We start from the raw sequence: 21,249 nt of genomic DNA, 5'->3' as shown, positions 1-21,249 counted from the left end.
TTTCCCAGGCCATCGCGTCAAAACCGAAACCGGCAACGCTGGCAGTGTGGCTGCCTGCGTGCAGATCGAACGCCTGGCAATGCCAATGCACCAGATTGGCCAGGGTGCCATGCTCGACCATCACACCTTTCGGTTGCCCGGTCGAGCCCGAGGTGTAGATGACATAAGCCAGTTCGCGGGACGTCAGCCCCGCCACCAGCGGATTATCCGCCTGAGTAGGCCACTCGGGTCGATCAAGCGCAATCACCGGCACCGCCAACGCTGGCAGACGCGCGATGAAGGTCTGTTGAGCAAGTACCACCACCGGTGCGCTGTCGGTCAGCAGGTAGCCAAGGCGTTCATCGGGATGCGCCGGATCCACCGGCACATAGCAGGCACCGGCCTTGAGCACTGCCAGCAGGCTCACCAGCGTGTCCAGCCCGCGGCGCGCAACCACCGCCACCCGATCATCCGGGCGCACGCCAAGGCTGATCAGATAATGGGCAAGGCTGTTGGCCTGGCGGTTCAACTCTGCATAGCTCAGCGACTGTTCGCCAACCCGGGCAGCGACGGCTTCAGGCAGACGTGCGGCTTGAGCTTCGATCAGGCCATGAACGGTCTGGCCTTGCGGGAAACTCACCGCGCTGGCATTGAGGCTTTCAAGCAGATACTCGCGTTCCTGAGGGCCCACCAACGGGATATCACCCAGCACCGCGTTTTCGTTATTCACCAGCGCGTGCAGCACCTGTTCGAAATACCCGTAATAGCGCTGCACCGTGGGCTCATCGAACAGCGCGGTTGCGTATTCCAGCGTGCCAAACAGCGCGTCACCCTGCTCACCGAGGTTCAACGACAGATCAAACTTGCAGACCTGACTCCCCTGCTCGACCACGCTCAGCGACAAACCGTCCATGTCCGGTAACGAGGTTTCCCCGGCCAGCCAGTTGAGCGTGGTCTGGAACAACGGGGAGTGAGCCAGGCTGCGGGTCGGCCGGACAATTTCCACCACCTGCTCGAATGGCAGGTCCTGATGATCCTGAGCCTCCAGTACCCGCTCCCTGACCTGTGCCAGCAATGCATTACCGGTCAGCGCCGAGGCTGTATCGATGCGCACGGCCAGCGTGTTGACGAACAGCCCGATCAGCCCTTCCAGCTCCGCACGACCGCGTCCTGCAATCGGGCTGCCGACCACCACTTCGGCCTGACCGGAAAGACGCGCCAGCAATGCGCCCCATGCGGTCAGCAAGGTCATGTACAGCGTGACGCCTTGCCGTTGCGCCAGCGCTCGCAAGCCTGCCGTCAGTGGCCCGTCCAGCCGCACGTTCAGGCTGGCACCGGCGAAGTCCTGCTGCGCCGGGCGGGGCCGGTCGGCAGGCAGCGTCAGTAGCGTCGGTGCGCCTTCCAGCGCTTGTCGCCAATAGGCTGCCTGATGTTGCAGGCGCTCGCCGCTCATCCAGCCCTGCTGCCATACCGCATAGTCGGCGTATTGAATAGCCAAAGCTGGCAGGGGATCGTCCTTGCCTTGATGCAATGCCGGGTACAACGCGAGCAATTCGCGAGTCAGCACGCCCAGCGACCAACCGTCAGCGACGATGTGGTGCACCGTCAGCAACAACACATGCTGCTCGTCTTCCACCTGTAGCAGGCAGCCACGAATCAGCGGCCCACGCGTCAGATCAAACGCTGCGGTGGCCTCTACAGCAACACGTTCGGCCAGTGTTTCCGGCATTTGACGCAGATCTTCAACATGCAGGACCGGCATGGCCGCAGGCGCAGTAAACACCACCTCTGCGCCCTCTTCGCAGGCGATGAACCGGCTGCGCAGGGTTTCGTGGCGCTCGACGATCCGCGATACCGCAGCGGTCAGCGCAGCAACATCCAGCAAGCCCCGTATGCGCAGGGCCAGCGGGATGTTATACGCCTCATTGCCACCCTCCATCTGCGCCAGGAACCACAAGCGCTGCTGGGCGAACGACAGCGGTAACGACTGATCACGCGGTGCAGGCAGGATCAACGACAGTTCACTGCGCCCGGCACCGGCCAGCGCACTGGCGACGGCGGCCAGCTCGCCCAGCGCGAAGAGTTCGCCCAATGGCAACTCCATGCCCATCTGTTGACGCACCTGCGACACCATGCGCATGGCCAGCAAGGAATGCCCGCCCAGATCGAAGAAGTGGTCGTGGCGGCCTACCTGTTCAATCTGTAGAACTTCAGCCCAGATCTGCGCCAGAGCCACTTCAATCTCTCCCTGCGGTGGCTCGTAGGCCAGCCCCAGCAGCGACGAGTGATCCGGTTTGGGCAGCGCACGGCTGTCGAGCTTGCCGTTGGCAGTCAGCGGCAGCGCGGTCAGCTCTATATAGGCTCCCGGAACCATGTATTCAGGCAGGTTGGCCTGCAGATGAGCACGCATTTGCTCAGGCCCAGGGGCATCGGCCTCCTGTTGGCTGGTGAAATAGGCAACCAGACGTACATTGCCCGGCTCGTCCTCACGAGCCAGAACAACGGCCTCTCTGACCCCCGGCAACTGGTGCAGACAATTGACAATTTCGCCCAGCTCAATACGGAAACCACGGATTTTCACTTGATCGTCGTTGCGTCCCAGGCATTCCAGTTGGCCGTCGTCCAGCCAGCGACCCAGATCGCCGGTGCGGTACAGCATGGCGCCAGGCTGATCGCTGAACGGGTCGGCAATAAACTTCTCGTCGGTCAGATCCTGGCGGTTCAGATAACCCAGCGCCACACCGTCGCCACCGATGTAAAGCTCGCCGATGGCTCCCAGCGGTGTCAGGCGCTGATGAGCGTCGAGCACGTAAACACTGGTGTTGCCGATGGGGCGACCGATAGGCACGTATTCGGCCTCATCGGCCAGCGTTCGTACTTGGCAGGCAGTGGCGAAGGTAGTCGTCTCGGTGGGGCCGTAAGCGTTCAGCAGGTGTAGACCCGGTGCCTGGGCAAGCAGTTTGCGGAAGCTGGCCGGGTCTGCGCGCTCTCCGCCTGAAAGCAGCAGGCGCAGGCCCCCAAGTGCCTCTGGAATCAGTTGCACGTACTGGTTGAACAGCGCGGTGGTCAAAAACAGCACGCTGACATTGCCCTGACGCAGGGCCGCGCTGAAACGCATCGGGTCAATCAGCGTGGTGTGCTCGATCACCAACAACTGCCCGCCGTTGAGCAATGCACCCCAGACTTCCATGGTGCTTGCATCGAACGCCGGATTGGAGGCAAAAGCGATGCTGTCCTGCTGATTGAAATCGGCATAACCGTTGTTCAATACCAGTCGGGTTATGCCGCGATGGGCGACACGTACGCCTTTTGGCGCCCCCGTCGAACCGGAGGTATACATGACGTAAGCCGCTGTATCAGAGGCCTGTGGCAAGCCCGGATCATGCGCAGGTTGATCGTCGAGAGTCAGGCGGTCCAGATCGATACGCCGCACGGATGAGGCAGTCGACATGGCGCTCTGCGTCAACACGTATTTCGCCATGCAGTCATCGAGCATGTAATTCTGCCGCTCGGCAGGCGCGTTGACGTCCAGTGGTACGTAGGTCGCTGCACATTTACCGATCGCCAACTGGCTGATCACCAGTTCCAGCGAGCGAGGCAGCAGAATCGCCACATGCTCATTGGGCTTCACACCTTGCCCCAGCAGGTAATGGGCCAGGTGGTTGGCACGTTCGTTCAGCTCTCCATAAGTCAGAGAACGGCGGCCATGCACGGCAGCCACTGCATGCGGATGCAGCGCAGCACGGCGCTCAAACAGGCGATGCACGAGCTGCTCGCGGGGGTATTCACGACGGGTGTTGTTGAACGTGGCCGACAACAGCGCGTGTTCAGCCTCCGGCAGCACCGATGATTCGATCAAAGCCGTTTCCGATTGCTGCTCCAGTGCCTGCACCAAATGGACAAGGGCTTGTTGCACATAAGCGCAAATCCGTTGCGGATCAATACCCGGCGCAGTCTGGGCAGTCAGGCTGAACGCATCGCCGAAGTCATCGATACACAGGGTCAGCGGGTAGTTGCTGCGCTCTTCTGCATGCACGACCTCAATCCCTTGCCATGCAGCGTTGCTTGCCTGGTCATCGACCTCAGGCACAGCGCTGTGGCGGTAGTTGAGCAACGTATTGAACAGAGGCGCGCCAGCCGGCAAGGCGCTGCATCGCTGGGCCAGTGCCAACTGAGCATGCTCGTGGGTGAGCATGCCGACCAGACGAGCGTGCAGGTCGAGCACCGCACTGCGCGCGCAATGCCCGCCCAGGTCCATGCGCAGCGGCAAGGTGTTGATAAACACACCCAAGGCACGCTCGCCGCCTTCGCCACCGCGCAGCCGTCCAAGCAGTACGGTGCCGAATACCACGCTGTCGCGCCCGGACAACTGCCCCAGGACCTGAGCCCAGGCCAGGTGCATCAAAGTAGCGGCGCTGACGCTCAGTTGCCTTGCCTGATCACGAACCTGATGGCACAGGTCGATGTCCAGTGTGAGTCGGGCCTCGCCAGGAATCTGATCTTCCGATGCCATTACCAGGCCGTAAGGCAGGGTCGGCTCATCGACATCGCCCAACTGCTCGCGGAAGAACGCTTCATGGGCCTCGTCGCCAGGCCCTTGCAGGACGTGGGCGATGTAATTTCGGTACGGCACGGGCGCTGCGAGCGACGCTTCGTTGCCCAGCAGTACGGCCTGCAATTCGTGGCTCAGTACATCAAGGGCAATATGGTCCATGATCACATGGTGGTAACGCAGAACCGCCGCAATCCTGTGGTTGGCGGGGTCATGGGCATAGACCAGATGCATCAGCGGAGCCTGAGTAAGGTCCATGCGTGGAGCATTGAAAAGGTCGTGCAACGCTGTCTCTTGAACGTGCATGGGAGCCTGACGCCAGACCACCTGCACCGGCGTTTGCAAACCTTCCCAGAACAACGCGGTGCGCAGCACATCGTTGCGTTCGATCACCCGCTGCAATGCATCGCAGAAAGCGTCCAGCCGCGATACGTCGGCGAACGCAAACTGCGGCTGCAACAGATAGGGATCGCTGTCCCCGGCGGTCAGGTGGTGGTAAAGAATGCCTGTCTGCAAGGGGCCCAGCGGATAAATATCCTGCACATTGGCGGCACCGCCCGGCACCTTCGCGACGATACGGTCGATGGCTGGCTGATCCAGCGCTACTAATGGCAGCAGTTCGGGTGTAATGCGCTGGCAGTGCGCATCGATCAGGTTGGCCGGCACTTTGACTTCAGTGTCGCGACCGACGGCGTCAGCCAGTGCTGCCAGTGTTGGCTGAACAAACAGAACACGAATGTCGGCACGCATGTCCAGACGACGCATACGCGCAATCAGGGTCACAGCCAGCAATGAGTGGCCGCCCAGTTCAAAGAAGTTATCCTGACGCCCAACCTGCTCCACATGCAGCAATTCGGCCCAGAGGCTGGCCAGGGCGATTTCGATCGTACCCTGCGGCGCTTCATAGGCTCGGCTGGCGATACTGTCGCGATCCGGTGCCGGCAAACTTTTGCGGTCCAGTTTGCCGTTCGCCGTGACTGGCAGGCTGGCCAGCCTTACAAAAGCCGCAGGCACCATGTATTCGGGCAGCAGCCCCGACAGCCAGGCACGCAACTGCTCGATATCCAGCCCGGTTTTATCTTCACCGCAGGTGTAATAGCCAACCAGTCGTTTGTCGCCCGGCACATCCTCGCGTGCCACTACCACCGCGTCGATGACATCCGGATGATCGTTCAGGCGAGACGCGATCTCACCCAGCTCAATACGGAAACCGCGAATCTTGACCTGTTCGTCGTTACGGCCCATGTATTCCAGGCTACCGTCGGCCATCCACCGTCCAAGGTCGCCGGTACGGTACATGCGCGCATCCGGTGCAGTGCTGAACGGGTTGTCGAGGAAACGTTCGGCCGTGAGCGCTTCACGGTTCAGATAACCCCGCGCCACACCGGCACCGCCAACATACAGTTCGCCGACCACGCCTACCGGCACCGGCTCGCCGCGGGCGTCGAGGACATACATCTGCAAATCGGGAATACGCTTGCCGATAGGACTGGCACCGACACGCATGGCGTCTTCGGGCTGCAACGGGTAATAGGTCACATGCACCGTGGTTTCGGTGATGCCGTACATGTTCACCAGCTGTGTTGCGGCGTTCACGTTGCGGGCATACCACGGCTTGAGCATCGCTGTTTCCAGTGCTTCACCGCCGAAAATCACCTGGCGCAGCGAGTGCGCCTGCTCGTTCTCGCTTTGGGCAGCGATCAGTTGCCGGAACGCGCTCGGCGTCTGGTTGAGCACCGTTACCCCGGCACTGCACAGCAGGCTGTAGAAGTCTTCCGGCGAGCGGCTGACCAGTTGCGGCACGATCAACAAACGTCCGCCATACAGCAATGCGCCCCAGATTTCCCAGACCGAGAAATCGAAGGCAAACGAGTGGAACAGTGCCCAGACATCCTGTTCGTTGAAACCGAACCAGTCATCGGTGGCCGAAAACAGTCGTGCAACGTTGCGGTGTTCGATCATCACACCCTTGGGCTGACCGGTTGAGCCCGAGGTGTAGATGATATAAGCCAGGCTCGTGGGCTTTACCGGCACCTGCGGATTAGAGGCGGACTCGTCCTGCAAATCGGTATCGTCGAGACTGATTACCGGCACGTCTGACACCGGCAGGGCGTGCTGCACTGACCGCTGACTCAACAACGCCACTGGCGCGCTGTCGCCGAGGCTGTAGGCCAGACGCTCGAGTGGGTAAGCCGGGTCCAGCGGCACATAGGCGCCACCGGCCTTGAGAATGCCCAGCAGGCCCGCGATCATTTGCAGACTGCGTTGCGTGCAGATGGCAACACGGTCATCCACACTGATGCCCATGCCGATCAGGCGATGTGCAATTTTATTGGCCTGGGCGTTGAGTGTCGCGTAGCTCCAGGATGTATCCTCGAACGTCACGGCAATCGCATCCGGCGTGCGCTGCACTTGTGCTTCAAACTGGCTGTGCAGGGTCAGCCCCTGCGGGTAAACCGCATCGGGTGCATTGAAACCGTCGGTCAACTGCCGACGCTCGCTACCCGACAAGAGCGGAATGTGGTTCACGACCGTCTGGCTGTCGGCGACCATGCCGCTCAATATCGCCTCCAGGTAACCCAGATAGCGTTCGATGGTGCTGCGGTCAAACAGCGCTGTCGCATATTCCACGATGCAGCGGAAACCATCGGCGCTGTCGCCGACGCTCAGCGCAAGGTCGAATTTTGCGAAAGCGGCCTGCTCTTCCAGCGGTTCCAGGTGCATGTCGCCCAGTTGCAAATCCAGACCCTGGCTGCCGTCCCAGGTCAGTGATGCCTGGAACAAAGGGCTATGCGAAAGACTGCGAGGCGGTCGCAAGCGCTCCACCACCTGCTCGAAAGGCAGGTCCTGATGGTCCTGCGCTGCCACAACGCGGGCCTTGATGCGGGCCAGCAGCGTCACAGCATCCGGCTCGCCCGAGGTATCGACACGCACGGCCAGGGTATTGACGAACAGACCGATCAGGCCTTCGATTTCGGCATGGCGGCGGTTGGCAACCGGCATGCCGACGACGACTTCCTCCTGGCCGGACAAGCGCGTCAGCAATGCGGCCCAGGCCCCCATGAACAGCATGAACGGTGTCACCGACTGCTCATGGCAGAAGGTCCTGAGGTCGCTGCTCAGGCGCGGATCGAGATCCAGCGTGACACTGGCCCCGGTATAGTCCTGATGCGCAGGCCGTGGACGGTCAGTGGGCAAGGTCAACAGTACCGGCGCACCCGCCAGTGCCTGCTGCCAGTAATCGCCCTGATGGCTCAACCGTTCGGCGTCCAGCCAGTTACGTTGCCACACTGCGTAATCGCCATATTGCAGCGTCAGCGCAGGCAGCGGATCATCCTGACCTTGACTGAACGCCTGATAAAGCGCGGTAAGTTCACGGGTCAGAACACCCAGCGACCAGCCATCGGCAACGATGTGGTGTACGGTCAGCAGCAAAACGTGACGGTCTTCAGCCAGGCACAGCAAGCGACCACGAATCGGCAGGTCGCGGTGCAGATCGAAGGGCTGCGCTGCCTCTTCCTTTACTACCGTCTGTAAGGTCCCCGCGTCCTGGCCACGCAAATCCTGCCAGCCAATATCGGGCACTACAGTGACGGACGCCGCCTGCACCCAGGCCTTGTCGTCTTCCTGGCTGAATTGGCTGCGCAGGCTATCGTGGCGGGCGACAATGCGTTCCAGAGCATGCGTCAAGGCACGGCTGTCCAACGGGCCGCTCAGTTTCAGGCCCAATGAGATGTTGTAGGCGCTGTTGGCATCTTCCATTTGCGCCATGAACCAGATGCGCTGCTGAGCAGAAGACAGCGGAACAGGGCCGGTGCGTGGCTGCACGTCGATGGCAGGCAACTGGCTGCGCGCGGCAGCCGTCAGGCAGTGCGCCACCGCGATCAGCGAACTGTCGGCAAACAGGTCGCCAAGGGCAAGCTCAAGTGACAGACGCTGGCGCACCTGAGAAACCATACGCATGGCCAACAGCGAATGGCCACCCAGATCAAAGAACCGGTCATGACGCCCTACCCGCTCGACCTGTAGCAATTCGCTCCAGATGAGGGTCAGTGCGTTCTCCAGATCACCTTGCGGTGCCTGGTATTCCCCGGTCGACAGCGCATCGCGGTCGGGGACTGGCAATGCACGGCGGTCGACCTTGCCGTTGGCCGTCAGTGGCCAGCTTTCAAGCCGTACCAATGCGCCGGGCACCATATAACCCGGCAGGCGGGCCAGCAGCGCGGTACGCAGTTGCTCTACTGTGGTGGTGGGAGCGTCTGCACGTTCAGTGAAGTAACCCACCAGCCGTGGTTGCCCCGGCTCATCTTCGCGAGCCAGGACCAGCGCTTCCTCGATGCCTGGCAATTGGCCGAGCTGGCTTTCTATTTCACCCAGTTCAATGCGCACGCCACGAATCTTCACCTGGTCGTCGTTACGGCCCAGGTACTCCAGCGTGCCATCTGCGTTCCAGCGCGCCAGGTCGCCGGTGCGGTACATGCGCGCCTGTGGTTGTCCGGAGAAAGGGTCGCGCAGAAAGCGCTCAGCAGTCAGTTGCGGCTGATTCAGGTAACCGCGAGCGACACTGTCGCCGCCAATGTACAGCTCGCCTGCCACACCCAGCGGGACCAGTTGCTGGCGGTTATCCAGTAAATAAACCGAGCTATTGGCGATGGGCTTGCCGATGTCCAGGCTGCCATTGGGGAACAGGCGGCCTGAGGTAGCGACCACCGTGGTCTCGGTCGGGCCATAGTTGTTGATCACTGCGAAGCCTGGATCACGATGGAACTGACGCAGACGGTCGCCGCCGATCAGCAGCGTGCGCAGGGTCGGGTGACGCAGGTTGCGACTGAAGGCGTACTCGGCAACAGGCGTGGGTAGAAATGCGACCTGCAACGGTTGGGTCAACCACCAGTCAAGCAGCGCATCGAGCTGTTCATTGCCGATCTCGGCAGGCGGCAGGTGCAAGGTCGCCCCGGCGCACAAGGCTGGCCACACTTCCCAGGCCATGGCGTCAAAACCAAAACCCGCCACACTGGCGGTGTGACTGCCCGCGCGCAGATCGAAGGCGGCGCGGTGCCAGTCGACCAGATTATTCAGCGTCCGGTGCTCGACCATCACGCCCTTGGGCTGACCGGTCGAGCCCGAGGTGTAGATCACGTAGGCGAGATGAGTCGAATTGAGCCCGTCAATGTGCGGGTTGCCTGGCTGTTGCGGCCAGTTCGCCAGGTCAAGGTCGATCAGCGGTGCTTCCAGCCCTTGCAACCCTGAAACCCCGTTGAGGCGTTCCACAAATGCCTGTTGCGTCAATACCGCAACCGGTGCGCTGTCAGTCAGCAAATAAGCGACACGCTCATCCGGATGCGCCGGGTCAACCGGTACGTAGCCCGCCCCGGCCTTGAGCACGGCCAGTAAGCCGACCAGCGTCTCCAGACTGCGTCGTGCAACCACGGCAACGCGATCGTCGGGCTGTACGCCGATGCCGATCAAGTGCTGGGCGAGCGCATTGGCGTGCGCGTTCAGTTCGCTGTAACTGAGGCATTGCTCGCCCACTTGCGCGGCGATCGCATCAGGCTGTTGCTCTGCCAGGTATTCGATGCGCTGGTGAATCGTCAGCCGGCGTTCATAGTCGGCCTGCCGATCATTGAAGCCGAGCAGAAGCTGCGCTCGCTCGCTGGCGGGCACGATATCAAGCTGATCGACGGGCATCTGCGGCGTCTGCTCCAGCGCATCGAGCACACTTTCCATGGTCCATTGCATGTAAGCGCAAATGCTTTGCGCACTGATACCTGCGGTGGCTTGTGCGGTAAAGCCAAACGCTTCGCCCAGATCATCGACGCTCAGTACCAGCGGGTAGTTGCTGCGCTCCTGAGCATGCAGCACCTCAATGCCCTGCCATGTTTCACCGGAAGCCTGCGCTGGTGAACTGTGGCGATAGTTGAGCAAGGCGTTGAACAACGGCGTCGGCGCTTGCACCCCGCTGCAGCGCTGAGCCAGTGCCAGTGGTGCGTGTTCATGGCGCATCAGTGCGGTCAGACGCTGGTGAGTTACCCGTACTGCGGCTTGCACGCCTTGATCGTCCAGATCGAGACGCAGCGGCAAGGTATTGATGAAGATGCCCAGCGCCCGCTCCGTGGCCTCGGCACCCAGCAAGCGCCCCATCAGTACAGTGCCGAAGACGACTCGCGATTGTCCGGCAAGGCCTGCCAGCACCCGTGCCCAGCCCAGGTGAAACAGGCTGGCGACGCTTACTCCCATGGTCCGCGCCTGAGCGCGCAAACGCTGGCACAGCAGCAGATCAAGCGTGACACTGTGCTCTTCGAGCTCATCGCCGTCACCGCTCAAATCCTGCAGGCTGTACGCCAGGGTCGGTTCATCGAGGTCGCCGAGCATGTCGCGGAAGAACGCTTCATGCTGTTCTTCGCTGACGCCCAGCAACGCCTGGCCGACATAGTTGCGGAACGGTACCGGTACACCCAGCAGCCCGGCCTGCCCCGACAGGCACGCCTGTATTTCATGACGCACTACTTCCAGCGCACTGTGGTCCATGGCGATATGGTGGAACAGCAGCGTGGCCTGTACCCCCTGACCTTGCGCCGGCTCATGGCAGACCAGACGCATCAGCGGTGCCTGGCCCAGCACCATGGTCATGCCTTCGGCGCTCGGCGAGGTATCGACCTTGAGTTCAGCGTGACGCCAGACCACTTGCACCGGGGTTTCCAGACCGTTCCAGTGCACTGAGGTGCGCAGAATGTCATGCCGGTTGATGACGGTTTGCAGCGCCTGGGCGAATGCCTTCAGACGCGCCTGATCAGAAAAGGCGAATTGCACCTGCATCACATACGGGTCGCCCTGAGTGGCGGTAACGTGATGGTACAAAATGCCTTGCTGCAGCGGAGCCAGCGGGTAGATGTCCTGCACATTGGCGGCACCTCCCGGTATTGCGTCCAGCAACTGGTCGATGGTTGCCTGATCAAGCTCCACCAGCGTCAGCATCTGCGCAGTGATTTGCTCGCAGCCCTGAGGGATGCCATTGGCGGGCAACGTCAGTGCGCCGCGTTTGCTGTTCTGGTAGTCGCCTTGTTCGATGAGTTCTATCAGCGCCGGCTTGTGCTCGCGCAGGTGCTCCAGCAGACCGTTTTCGGTCAATGCACGGCGATTGCCCTGCACCACCAGTTGTCCGTCCTTGACCGTCAGGTGAATAGCGTGAGCTTTGAGTGCCGCCAATAGTTCGTTGATGCTCACAGTATTATCTCCATGCTCTCTGTGATGGCTGCATAGCCTGCCAGCGTAGGTTGTTCGAACAGCGCCCGGACATCGGCCTCGATGCCTTCCTGGCGCAGGCGCGCAGTCAGGTTCACCGCCAGCAGCGAGTGGCCGCCCAGTTCGAAAAAGTTGTCGTGTCGTCCGACTTGCCCGACTCCGAGCAGCTCGCTCCAGAGCCTGGCGAGCAAGGCTTCGGTTTCGCCTTGCGGTGCTTCATAAGGGCGGGTCAGTAGCGCATCGCCGCCGGGCGCAGGCAGAGCCTTGCGGTCCAGCTTGCCGTTGGGGCTCAGCGGCATGGCGTCCAGGTGCACGAACAGTGCAGGCACCATGTAATCCGGCAGCTGCGCACGCAGCGCCTCACGCAGTGTCTCGACCGGCAGTGGTGTGCCGGTGTAATAGGCCACCAGCCGCTGGCCGCCCGGCTGCTCGTCGCGAACCAGCACGACGGCCTGTTCAATCCCCGGATGACGGATCAGGCAGGCTTGAATATCGCCAGGCTCGATACGCAGCCCGTGGATTTTCACCTGATCGTCATTGCGGCCGAGGAACTCGAGGTTGCCATCCGCCCGCTGACGCACCAGATCGCCACTGCGGTACAGCCGGTCGCCCGCCACGAACGGGCTGTCGATAAAGCGTTCGGCGTCAGCTTGCGGCAGGTTCAGGTAACCGCGGGTTACCCCGGCACCACCAATATGCAACTGACCGATAACACCCAAGGGCACAGGCTGGTCATAGGCATCGAGTACATACAATCGCGTGTTGCTGATCGGGCGACCGATAGGCAAAGCACTTTCCGGCACGGCCTGGTCGGGTTCCAGTGTCCAGACACTGCAATCCACCGTGGTTTCGGTCGGGCCATAAACGTTGTGCAGGCGTGCCTGCGGCAGTTGCTTGCGTAACTGCTCGGCCAGGGCGATGGTCAGCTCGCCACCGCCGCAGACGATATCGGTCAGGCTAAGGCACTGGCTGCTTTGCGGCAGGTCGAGAAACTGCTGCAACAGCACCGGAACAAACTGCACAACGCTGACCTGACGTTCCTGAATCAACTGCGCCAGATACGCAGGATCGCGCTGTCCGTCAGGGCGGGCCAGCACCAGCGGGATACCGCTGCTCAACGGCCAGAAAATCTCCCAGACCGAGGCGTCAAAGCTGATCGGCGTCTTTTGCAACAATACGCTGGCCGCTGTGGGTGGGCACAGTCGCGAACTCCACTGCACCAGATTGCTGACGTTACGATGCTCGACCATCACCCCTTTGGGCGTGCCGGTGGAGCCCGAGGTGTAAATCACATACGCCAGATGACTCGGCATCAGGCCGGGGACACGCGGGTTATCACCGCGCTGCATGTCCCAGGTCGAGCTGTCCAGGTCGACCCGCAGGGTGTGTTCATCGTCGAGCAGATTGCGCGTGCCTGCATGCACCAGCAAAGCCACCGGCGCACTGTCCTTGACCATGTATTGCAGGCGCTCGCGCGGGTAGCCCGGGTCAAGCGGCACGTACGCGCCACCGGCCTTGAGAATGGCCAACAGGCCAACGACCATCGACAGGCCGCGCTCGACACAGATCGCTACGCGATCATCGGGCCGCACACCCAGATCGATCAGGTGATGGGCCAGACAGTTGGCCTGTTCGTTGAGCTGTCGATAGCTCAGTTGCGAACGCCCGGCGCGCAGGGCAACAGCCTGCGGCGTGCGCACTGCCTGCGCCTCGAACAACCCTTGCAGGGTTTGTTGAAGATCGTGATGAACCGTCGTAGCGTTGAAGTCGACCAGTGAGCGCTGGCGCTCGTCGGTGTTCAGCACAGAAAGATGCTGCACAGGCAGATCCGGCTGGCATTCAAGCGCGTCAACGATGCCTGTCAACGCCTGTTGCACATAACCACAGATACGTTGCGCACCCACCTGAGGTGGCACGGTGACACTCAGGCGCAGGCTATCGCCCAGGTCATCGACGTTGAGGCTCAACGGATAGTTGGTGTGCTTCTCGCTGGCCAGAATCTCCAGACCGCGCCACGCGTCGAGCTGCGCATCCTGACGGGCCTGGCCTGCGGCGTTTCTGTAGTTGAGAATCGCACTGAACAACGGCAAGGGCGCGGCCACCCCGCTCCAGCGCTGGGCCTGAGCCAGAGACGCATGTTCGTGACCCAGCAGCGCCGCAAGCCGGGCGTGAGTAGCGCGTGCACTTTCACGTATACCGACGTTACCCAGATCAATTCGCAGCGGCAGTGTGTTGATGAACATGCCCATGCCGCGGTCGGCACCCGCACCGCCCTGCAAACGACCCAGCAGGACAGTGCCGAATACCACCCGGTCAGTGCCGGTGGCCGCAGCCAGAACGCGCGCCCATGCCAGGTGAAGCAGGCTGGCGACACTGACCCCAAGTTGCCGAGCCTGGCCGCGCAGGCTTTGCAGCAGCGCGTCAGGCAGCACCTGCTGCGCTTGTTCGATGGAGCGGCCGTCACCCTGCACGTCGCGCAGATCGAATGGCAGCGTCGGCGCGTCGATATCGCCCAGTTGCTCGCGGAAGTAAGCTTCGTGCTCCGCTTCGCTGACACCCAGACGCGCCTGCGCCACATAGTTGCGATAAGGCACGGCGGGCTGCATTGGACCGGGTTCGCCGCGCAGATGGGCGAGCATTTCCTCACGCATGACCTCAAGCGCAGTGGCGTCCACCACGATGTGATGGAACATCAGCGTTGCTGAAAGGCCAGAGCCCGTCTCGTCCGGGCAATAAGCCAGGCGAATCAGCGGCGCGCAGCTCAGGTTCAAGCGTGCCGAGCCTGCGGGCGCATCGATTTGCGCTGGCGATACACGCTCGACAAGCAGATCAGCCTGACGCCAGACGACCTGTTGCGGCGTGTCGAGTCCTTCCCAGACGATTGCCGTGCGCAGGCTGTCATGCCGGGCAATGACCTTGCGCAGCGCGTCGGCCACCGCCGCCAGGCGCTCCGGGCTGTCGACGTTGATGCGCAATTGCAGCAAGTACGGGTCGCCCTGCTCGGCGGTCAGGTGGTGATAAAGAATGCCTTCCTGCAACGGTGCCAGCGGGTAGATCTCCTGCACGTTGGCCGCGCCGCCAGGCACCGTGGCGACTATACGCTCGATGGTCGTCTGATCGAGCTGTGTCAGGCTGAGCAGATCCGGCGTGATGTACGTGCAACCGGCTGGAACGCGGTTGGCAGGCGCAGAAATTTCACGGCCTTTGCCTACCGATGCGGCCAGAGCGGCAACGGTCGGTTGGCCGAGCAACACCCGTACATCGACGCTGAGGCCCGCATTGCGCAGGCGCTCGACCAGGCTGACCGCCAACAGCGAATGACCGCCCAGTTCAAAGAAGTTGTCGTGCCGTCCGACTTTCTCCAGACCCAGCACCTGCGCCCAGAGACCGGCCATGATGGTCTCTGTTTCGCCTTGCGGTACCTCGTAGGCCTGCCCGCTCAGTTCTTCCAGTTCAGGGTCCGGCAAGGCACGGCGATCCAGCTTGCCATGACTGGTCAAGGGCAGCGTGTCCAGGCGTGTAAAGGCCAGCGGCACCATGTGCGCGGGAAGGCGCGCGCGCAGCGCTTCACGCAGGACATCGGGGGTGACGGGTGAGTTTTCGGTAAACCAGGCCAGCAAACGTTCGCCGCGCACCAGCACCACGGCATCCTGGACCTGCGCCTGACTGGCCAGGGTCGCCTCGATTTCGCCGAGTTCGATACGCATGCCGCGAATTTTCACCTGATCATCGTTGCGCCCCAGGTAATCCAGACTGCCATCGGCGTTCCAGCGCACCAGGTCGCCGCTGCGATACATACGTGCCTGCGCCTTGTCGCTGAACGGGTCGGCAATAAAACGCTCTTCGGTCATCTGCGGCCGGTTCAGATAGCCCCGTGCAACCCCTGCTCCGCCGATATACAGCTCACCGATGACACCCACCGGTACGGGCTGTAACTGCCCGTCCAGTACGTAAACACGGGTATTGGCAATCGGACCGCCGATGTGCAGCGCGCCACCCGGCTCTACCACGCCCGAGGTGGCCACCACGGTGGTTTCGGTCGGGCCATAGTTGTTGATCACGGCGAACCCCGGGTCGCTGTCAAACTGACGCAAACGGTCGCCGCCGATCAACAGCGTGCGCAGCGTCGGGTGCTGACGAGGGCGTCTGAATGCCTGTTCAGCCACCGGAGTCGGCAGGAAACTGACCTGAAGTGGCTGTTCCAGCCACCAGTCGAGCAACTCATCCACGTGTTCGTTGCCGACCTGTGCCGGCGGCAGATGCAGCACGGCACCGACACACAATGCGGGCCACACTTCCCAGGCCATCGCGTCAAACCCGAAACCCGCCACGCTCGCCGTATGACTGCCAGCCTGCAGATCAAACGCCTGGCAATGCCAGTGCACCAGGTTGACCAGCGTGCAATGTTCAACCATGACGCCTTTGGGCTGGCCGGTTGAACCGGAGGTGTAGATGACGTAAGCCAGATTATGCTCATCAAAGCCCGCTACCGACGGGTTGCTGGCGCACGCCTCAAGCCAGTTTATCTGCTCGATGTTCAACTGCGGTGCATTGCCCGCCAGATCGCGCGTCGAGTCTTCGGTCAGGACCACGCGAGGTGCGCTGTCCTCCAGCAGATAAGCAATTCGCTCCGCCGGGTAGACCGGATCTACCGGCACGTACGCAGCTCCGGCCTTGAGCACCGCCAGCATGGCGACCAGCCGCTGCGGGCCACGGTGCAGGCACAACGCGACCCGCTCATCTGCTGTGACACCCAGGCCGATCAGATGGTGAGCCAGGCGATTGGCTCGCTCGTTCAACTGTGCGTAAGTCAAGACGTTGCCGCCCTGAATCACCGCAGGACTGTCGGGGCGGCTGGCTGCCTGCGCTTCGATCAGCTCATTCACCGTGCAATGCTGCGCAAAGCCCTGTTCGCTATCGTTGAAATCGAGCAGCAAATGGCTGCGCTCTTCGGCGTCGAGAATCGAAACGTTTTCCAGCTTCAGTGGCCGCGCCTCTTCCAGCGTCTCCAGCAAATGCGCCAGCGTATTGAGCACCCAGCCAGCGATGCGCTCGGCACCCATGCCTTGCAGCGCCAGCACATGCAGGTCGAAACCTTCGCCCAGATCGTCCACGCTGAGCGTCAGCGGGTAGTTGCTGCGCACATCGCCGCCGAGCACCCGTACGCCTTGCCAGAGACCTTCACCGTCCTGTGGCTTTACGTCAGCACTGTGGCGGTAATTGAGCAGTGCGCTGAACAGCGGCGAACCTGATGCAACGGCACTGCAGCCTTGAGCGAGCACCAGCGAAGCCTGTTCGTGAGCGATCAGTGCAGACAGCTTCGAATGGACGGCTTTGACGGCCGCCCGAGTGGTCAGCGCCGTATCGACCCGCAGCGGCAGGGTATTGATGAATACGCCGAGCGCCTGATCAGCCCCCTCGCCACTCATGCGCCCCAACAATACGGTGCCGAACACCACGTCCCGACGGTTGGCAAGCACACCGAGGACCCGCGCCCATGCAAGATGCATCAGGCTTGCAGCACTCACACCGAGTTGCCGCGCCTGTTCGCGCAGTCGCAGGGCAAGGGCGTGATCAAGTGACCGTCGATCCTCCTCGATGCCACTGCCGTCGGCACGCACGTCCTGTATGCCAAACGGCAAGGTCGGCTCTTCGACATCACCAAGCATTTCACTGAAAAACGCGCTGTGACCGGCCTCATCGCTGGCCAGCCGCACTTGCGCTACATAATTGCGATAAGGCACCGGCACCCTGAGGTCAGAACGCTGGCCGAACAGCAACGCCTGCATCTCGCGGCTGACAATTTCCATCGCGGTGTTATCAAGAACCAGATGATGGAACAACAAAATGGCGACTGTTTCTCCGCTTACCGGTTCATGGGCATGCACCAGACGCATCAACGGTGCCTGTGACAGGTCCAGTCGATGGTGACGGGCGTCAAAGCGCCGTTGCAGGCGGTCGATGACCGCCATTTCTGTCTCTTCGGCATCGAACTCGATAGCCTGAACGGTCAGCTCGGCGTTGCGCCAGACCACTTGCTGCGGACTTTCCAGCCCCTCCCAGGCCACCGAGGTGCGCAGAATGTCGTGCCGATCGATAACGTGCTGCAACGCATCGGCCCACGCGCACAGACGCTGCGGCGTGTCGAATGCCAAACGCCATTGCAACAGGTACGGATCGCCCTGCTCGGCGGTCAGATGGTGATAAAGAATGCCTTCCTGCAACGGTGCCAGCGGGTAGATTTCCTGCACGTTGGCCGCGCCGCCCGGTACGCTGGCGACAATCCGATCAATGGCCGATTGTTCAAGCGAAACCAGGCTCAACATCTGCGGTGTGATCCGGGTACACGCTGGCGGGATAAGGTTTGCAGGTGCCTTGAATGCCTGAGCATCGTTTTGCCAAGCGGCCAGCGCAGCCAGTGTCGGCTGGCTGAGCAGCGCATGCACATCTGCCGTCAGCCCCGCCTTGCGCAGTTGCTCGACCAGGTTCACGGCCAGTAAGGAGTGACCGCCCAATTCGAAGAAGTTATCGTGTCGCCCTACCCGCTCCACACCCAGCACTTGCGCCCAGATGGCCGCCATGGCGATTTCCACCTCGCTCTGAGGGGCCTCGTAAGCTTGACCCAGCAGGTACGCCGGGTCCGGGTCAGGCAGTGCGCGACGGTCAAGCTTGCCGTTGGCCGTCAACGGCAGTGCGGCCAGACGCGTGAACGCGCGCGGCACCATGTAACCCGGCAGTCGTGCTCGCATTGCGGGGGCCAGTGCGTCGGTGTCGACCGCAGACGTTTCAGTGAACCAGGCCAGCAGGTGCAAGTCGCGAACCAGTACCACCGCATCCTTGACACCCTCCAGGCTGGCCAGCATCGCCTCGATTTCTCCCAGCTCGATGCGCATGCCACGAATCTTCACCTGATCATCGTTGCGCCCCAGGTAATCCAGGGTCCCGTCGGCGTTCCAGCGCACCAGATCACCACTGCGGTACATACGCGCTTGTTCGACATTGCTGAACGGGTCGGCGACAAACCGCTCTTCGGTCAATTGCGGCTGGTTCAGGTAACCGCGCGCAACGCCTGCACCACCGATGTAAAGCTCACCGGGAACGCCCACGGGCATCGGTTGCAACTGCTCATCGAGCACGTAAACCTGCGTGTTGGCGATGGGGCCGCCGATGTGCAGCGAGCCATTGGCCAGTACCTGGCCCGAGGTGGCGACTACCGTTGTTTCGGTCGGACCATAATTGTTGACCACGGCATAACGGCGGTTATGAACGAATTGACGAAGGCGGTCGCCGCCGATCAGCAGAGTGCGCAGGGTCGGGTGTTCTTCGTCCTGACTGAAGGCGTACTCAGCCACTGGGGTCGGAAGGAAGCTGACGTCCAGTGGCTGGGCACGCCACCAGTTCAACATCGCTTCAATGTCCTCCCCGCCGTCCTGAACCGGGGCCAGATGCAGGGTTGCGCCCGCGCACAGGGTCGGCCAGACCTCCCAGGCCATCGCATCGAAGCCGAAGCCGGCGAGGCTGGACGTATGACTGCCCGCCTTCACGTCGAACGCATCGCAATGCCAGTCAACCAGATTGGCCAGCGTACGATGCTCCACCATCACGCCTTTCGGCTGGCCGGTGGAGCCCGATGTGTAGATCACGTAAACCAGATTGTCACTGCTCAGCCCCGCCACCTGCGGATTGTTGTCGGGCCCCTGACTGTCTGCGCAGTGGTCCAGCTCGATCAGCGGCATTGCCAGCGGTGGCAGACGGTCGATCAGCGTTGATAGCGTCAACACCACCACCGGCGCACTGTCGCTGAGCAGGTAATGCAAACGTTCGCGTGGGTGTGACGGGTCGATGGGCACATAGGCAGCGCCCGCCTTGAGGACCGCCAACAGCCCGACCAGGGTTTCCAGGCTACGGCGGGAAACGATGGCAACGCGGTCGTCAGGTCGGACGCCCTGGTAGATGAGGCGCTGAGCCAGCGCATTGGCCTGCCGGTTGAGTTGCGCGTAGGTCAGGTGTTGCCCCTGATAAACCGCTGCCACCGCATATGGGCGGGTCCGTGCCTGTTGCTCGATGCGTCGATGAATCAATTGCTCTTCGGCAGCATTTTTTTCAGTCTGATTCCAGGCCTGTATCTGCAATTGCTCAGCTGGCGCTGAAATGTGGAAGTCTTGAAGCTTGAGCGTCGGGTTTTCAAGGCCCTGCTCCAGTATGTGTAGCAGACGCCCGGCGATGGCCTGGGCCTCGGTATCTTCGATCCAGGCGCGATGGTGGACCAGATGCAGCGCTGCATCGTCGTTGTAGCTGTTGGTGCGCAAGTGGATGGCCAGCGGCGTCGCCTCATAGCCATTGGAGACTTTTACCGTGTGTGCCTCAGCCTCGCCGTAGCAGTAACCGTGGTCTTCCAGCTCGTAGGACACCGAGACTTCGAACAACTGCGCGCGCTCCTCGCGGGATAACTCCAGGCTGCGATTGAGCTCGCTCAGGGGGAAACGTTGATGACGGAAGTCGCGTTTCAGCGCGTCACGTACCTCGACCACCAGAGCACCGAAGTCCAGCCCGTCGGCGAAGGCCATGCGCACCGCACTGACCTGGGCGAAGTGACCAAGGGTGGCCTTGAAGCGCGCGCCGTTGCGGTTGAGTAACGGCAAGCCCACAATCCATTCTTCGCGTTGCGCCGTACGCGTGAAATAGACATGCAGAACCGCCAGCAACACATGAAACGCCGACGCATTGTGGCGCTCGGCAAATTGCTTCATACGCGCATGCAATGCCTGGGGAAGTGCCTGCACCCAGGCATGGGACGGCGCCGGGTCTGTCGCTCGGCGGTTGTGATAGCGCGATACCAGCAACGGTTCCGGCAGGTTACGGTATTTTTCCAGCCAATAGGCCTTGTCCAGCGAATAGCGCTTCGACGCATGGTACTGCGCATCGTCAGCAATGAAGGCGCGGTAGCCTGGCGCACTGAGCTCAAGGCGCTCACCTGCCATCAATGCGCTGTAAAGCTCGCCAAGGGACTTGAACAACTGGCCGAAGCCCCAACCATCAAGAATAAGATGGTGGGCCTGGCCCACCAGCCAGTGCTGATCCTGGGCAAGACGGATCAGGCGGAAATCGATCAACGGGCTGCCATCCAGTGCGTATGGAAGCCGCATGTGGTCATTGACCAGCGCTCGCGCTGCACGGGTCGGCTCGGGGTGATCACTGAAGTCGTGTAACGGTAGGGTCAGCGGCATGACAGCAGCGTATGACTGAAGCGGCAAGCCATCCGCCCCTGCTCCCGGCATCAGCACTGTGCGCAGGCTTTCGTGAGCGGCAACCAGTTGTTCCAGCGCTCGATGCAGATTCGCCGGGTCAACCGGCCCGGTCAGTTGCAGGTAGCCGCCGATGTTGTAAAGCGGAGAATCGCCACGGCTGATCTGGTCAAGCCAGATATCACGCTGAGCAGCGGTCAGAGGGAAAGTTTCAGCGGCTGAGGCAAACAT

The 21,249-nt window shown here is 61.7% G+C and carries 2 protein-coding genes (1 of these 2 running past the window's edge); both read right to left on the bottom strand.

Annotation, left to right across the window (positions count from 1 at the left end):
* Nucleotides 1-11,755 carry the 5' portion of a non-ribosomal peptide synthetase gene (locus tag RYB09_RS19510; protein ID WP_316889837.1) on the bottom strand. 6,032 nt of this gene lie to the left of the window's left edge, so 11,755 of the gene's 17,787 nt are visible here — the first part of the coding sequence; it begins with the start codon at nt 11,753-11,755; the stop codon falls past the left edge of the window.
* Nucleotides 11,752-21,249, bottom strand: a complete 9,498-nt coding sequence (locus RYB09_RS19505; RefSeq protein WP_316889835.1) for a non-ribosomal peptide synthetase — start codon at nt 21,247-21,249, stop codon at nt 11,752-11,754. Before RYB09_RS19505 ends, RYB09_RS19510 begins: the two co-directional genes overlap by 4 nt.

The organism is Pseudomonas syringae group sp. J254-4 (assembly GCF_032586855.1).
In the GTDB taxonomy this organism is placed as follows: domain Bacteria; phylum Pseudomonadota; class Gammaproteobacteria; order Pseudomonadales; family Pseudomonadaceae; genus Aquipseudomonas; species Aquipseudomonas amygdali.
Note: the sequence above shows the minus strand (reverse complement) of the source record. Positions and strands in the feature narration are given on the sequence as shown.

What these genes read in the sequence shown, in the direction of transcription:
- RYB09_RS19505 (WP_316889835.1), bottom strand. Translation starts at nt 21,249, where the DNA reads ATGTTTGCCTCAGCCGCTGAAACTTTCCCTCTGACCGCTGCTCAGCGT.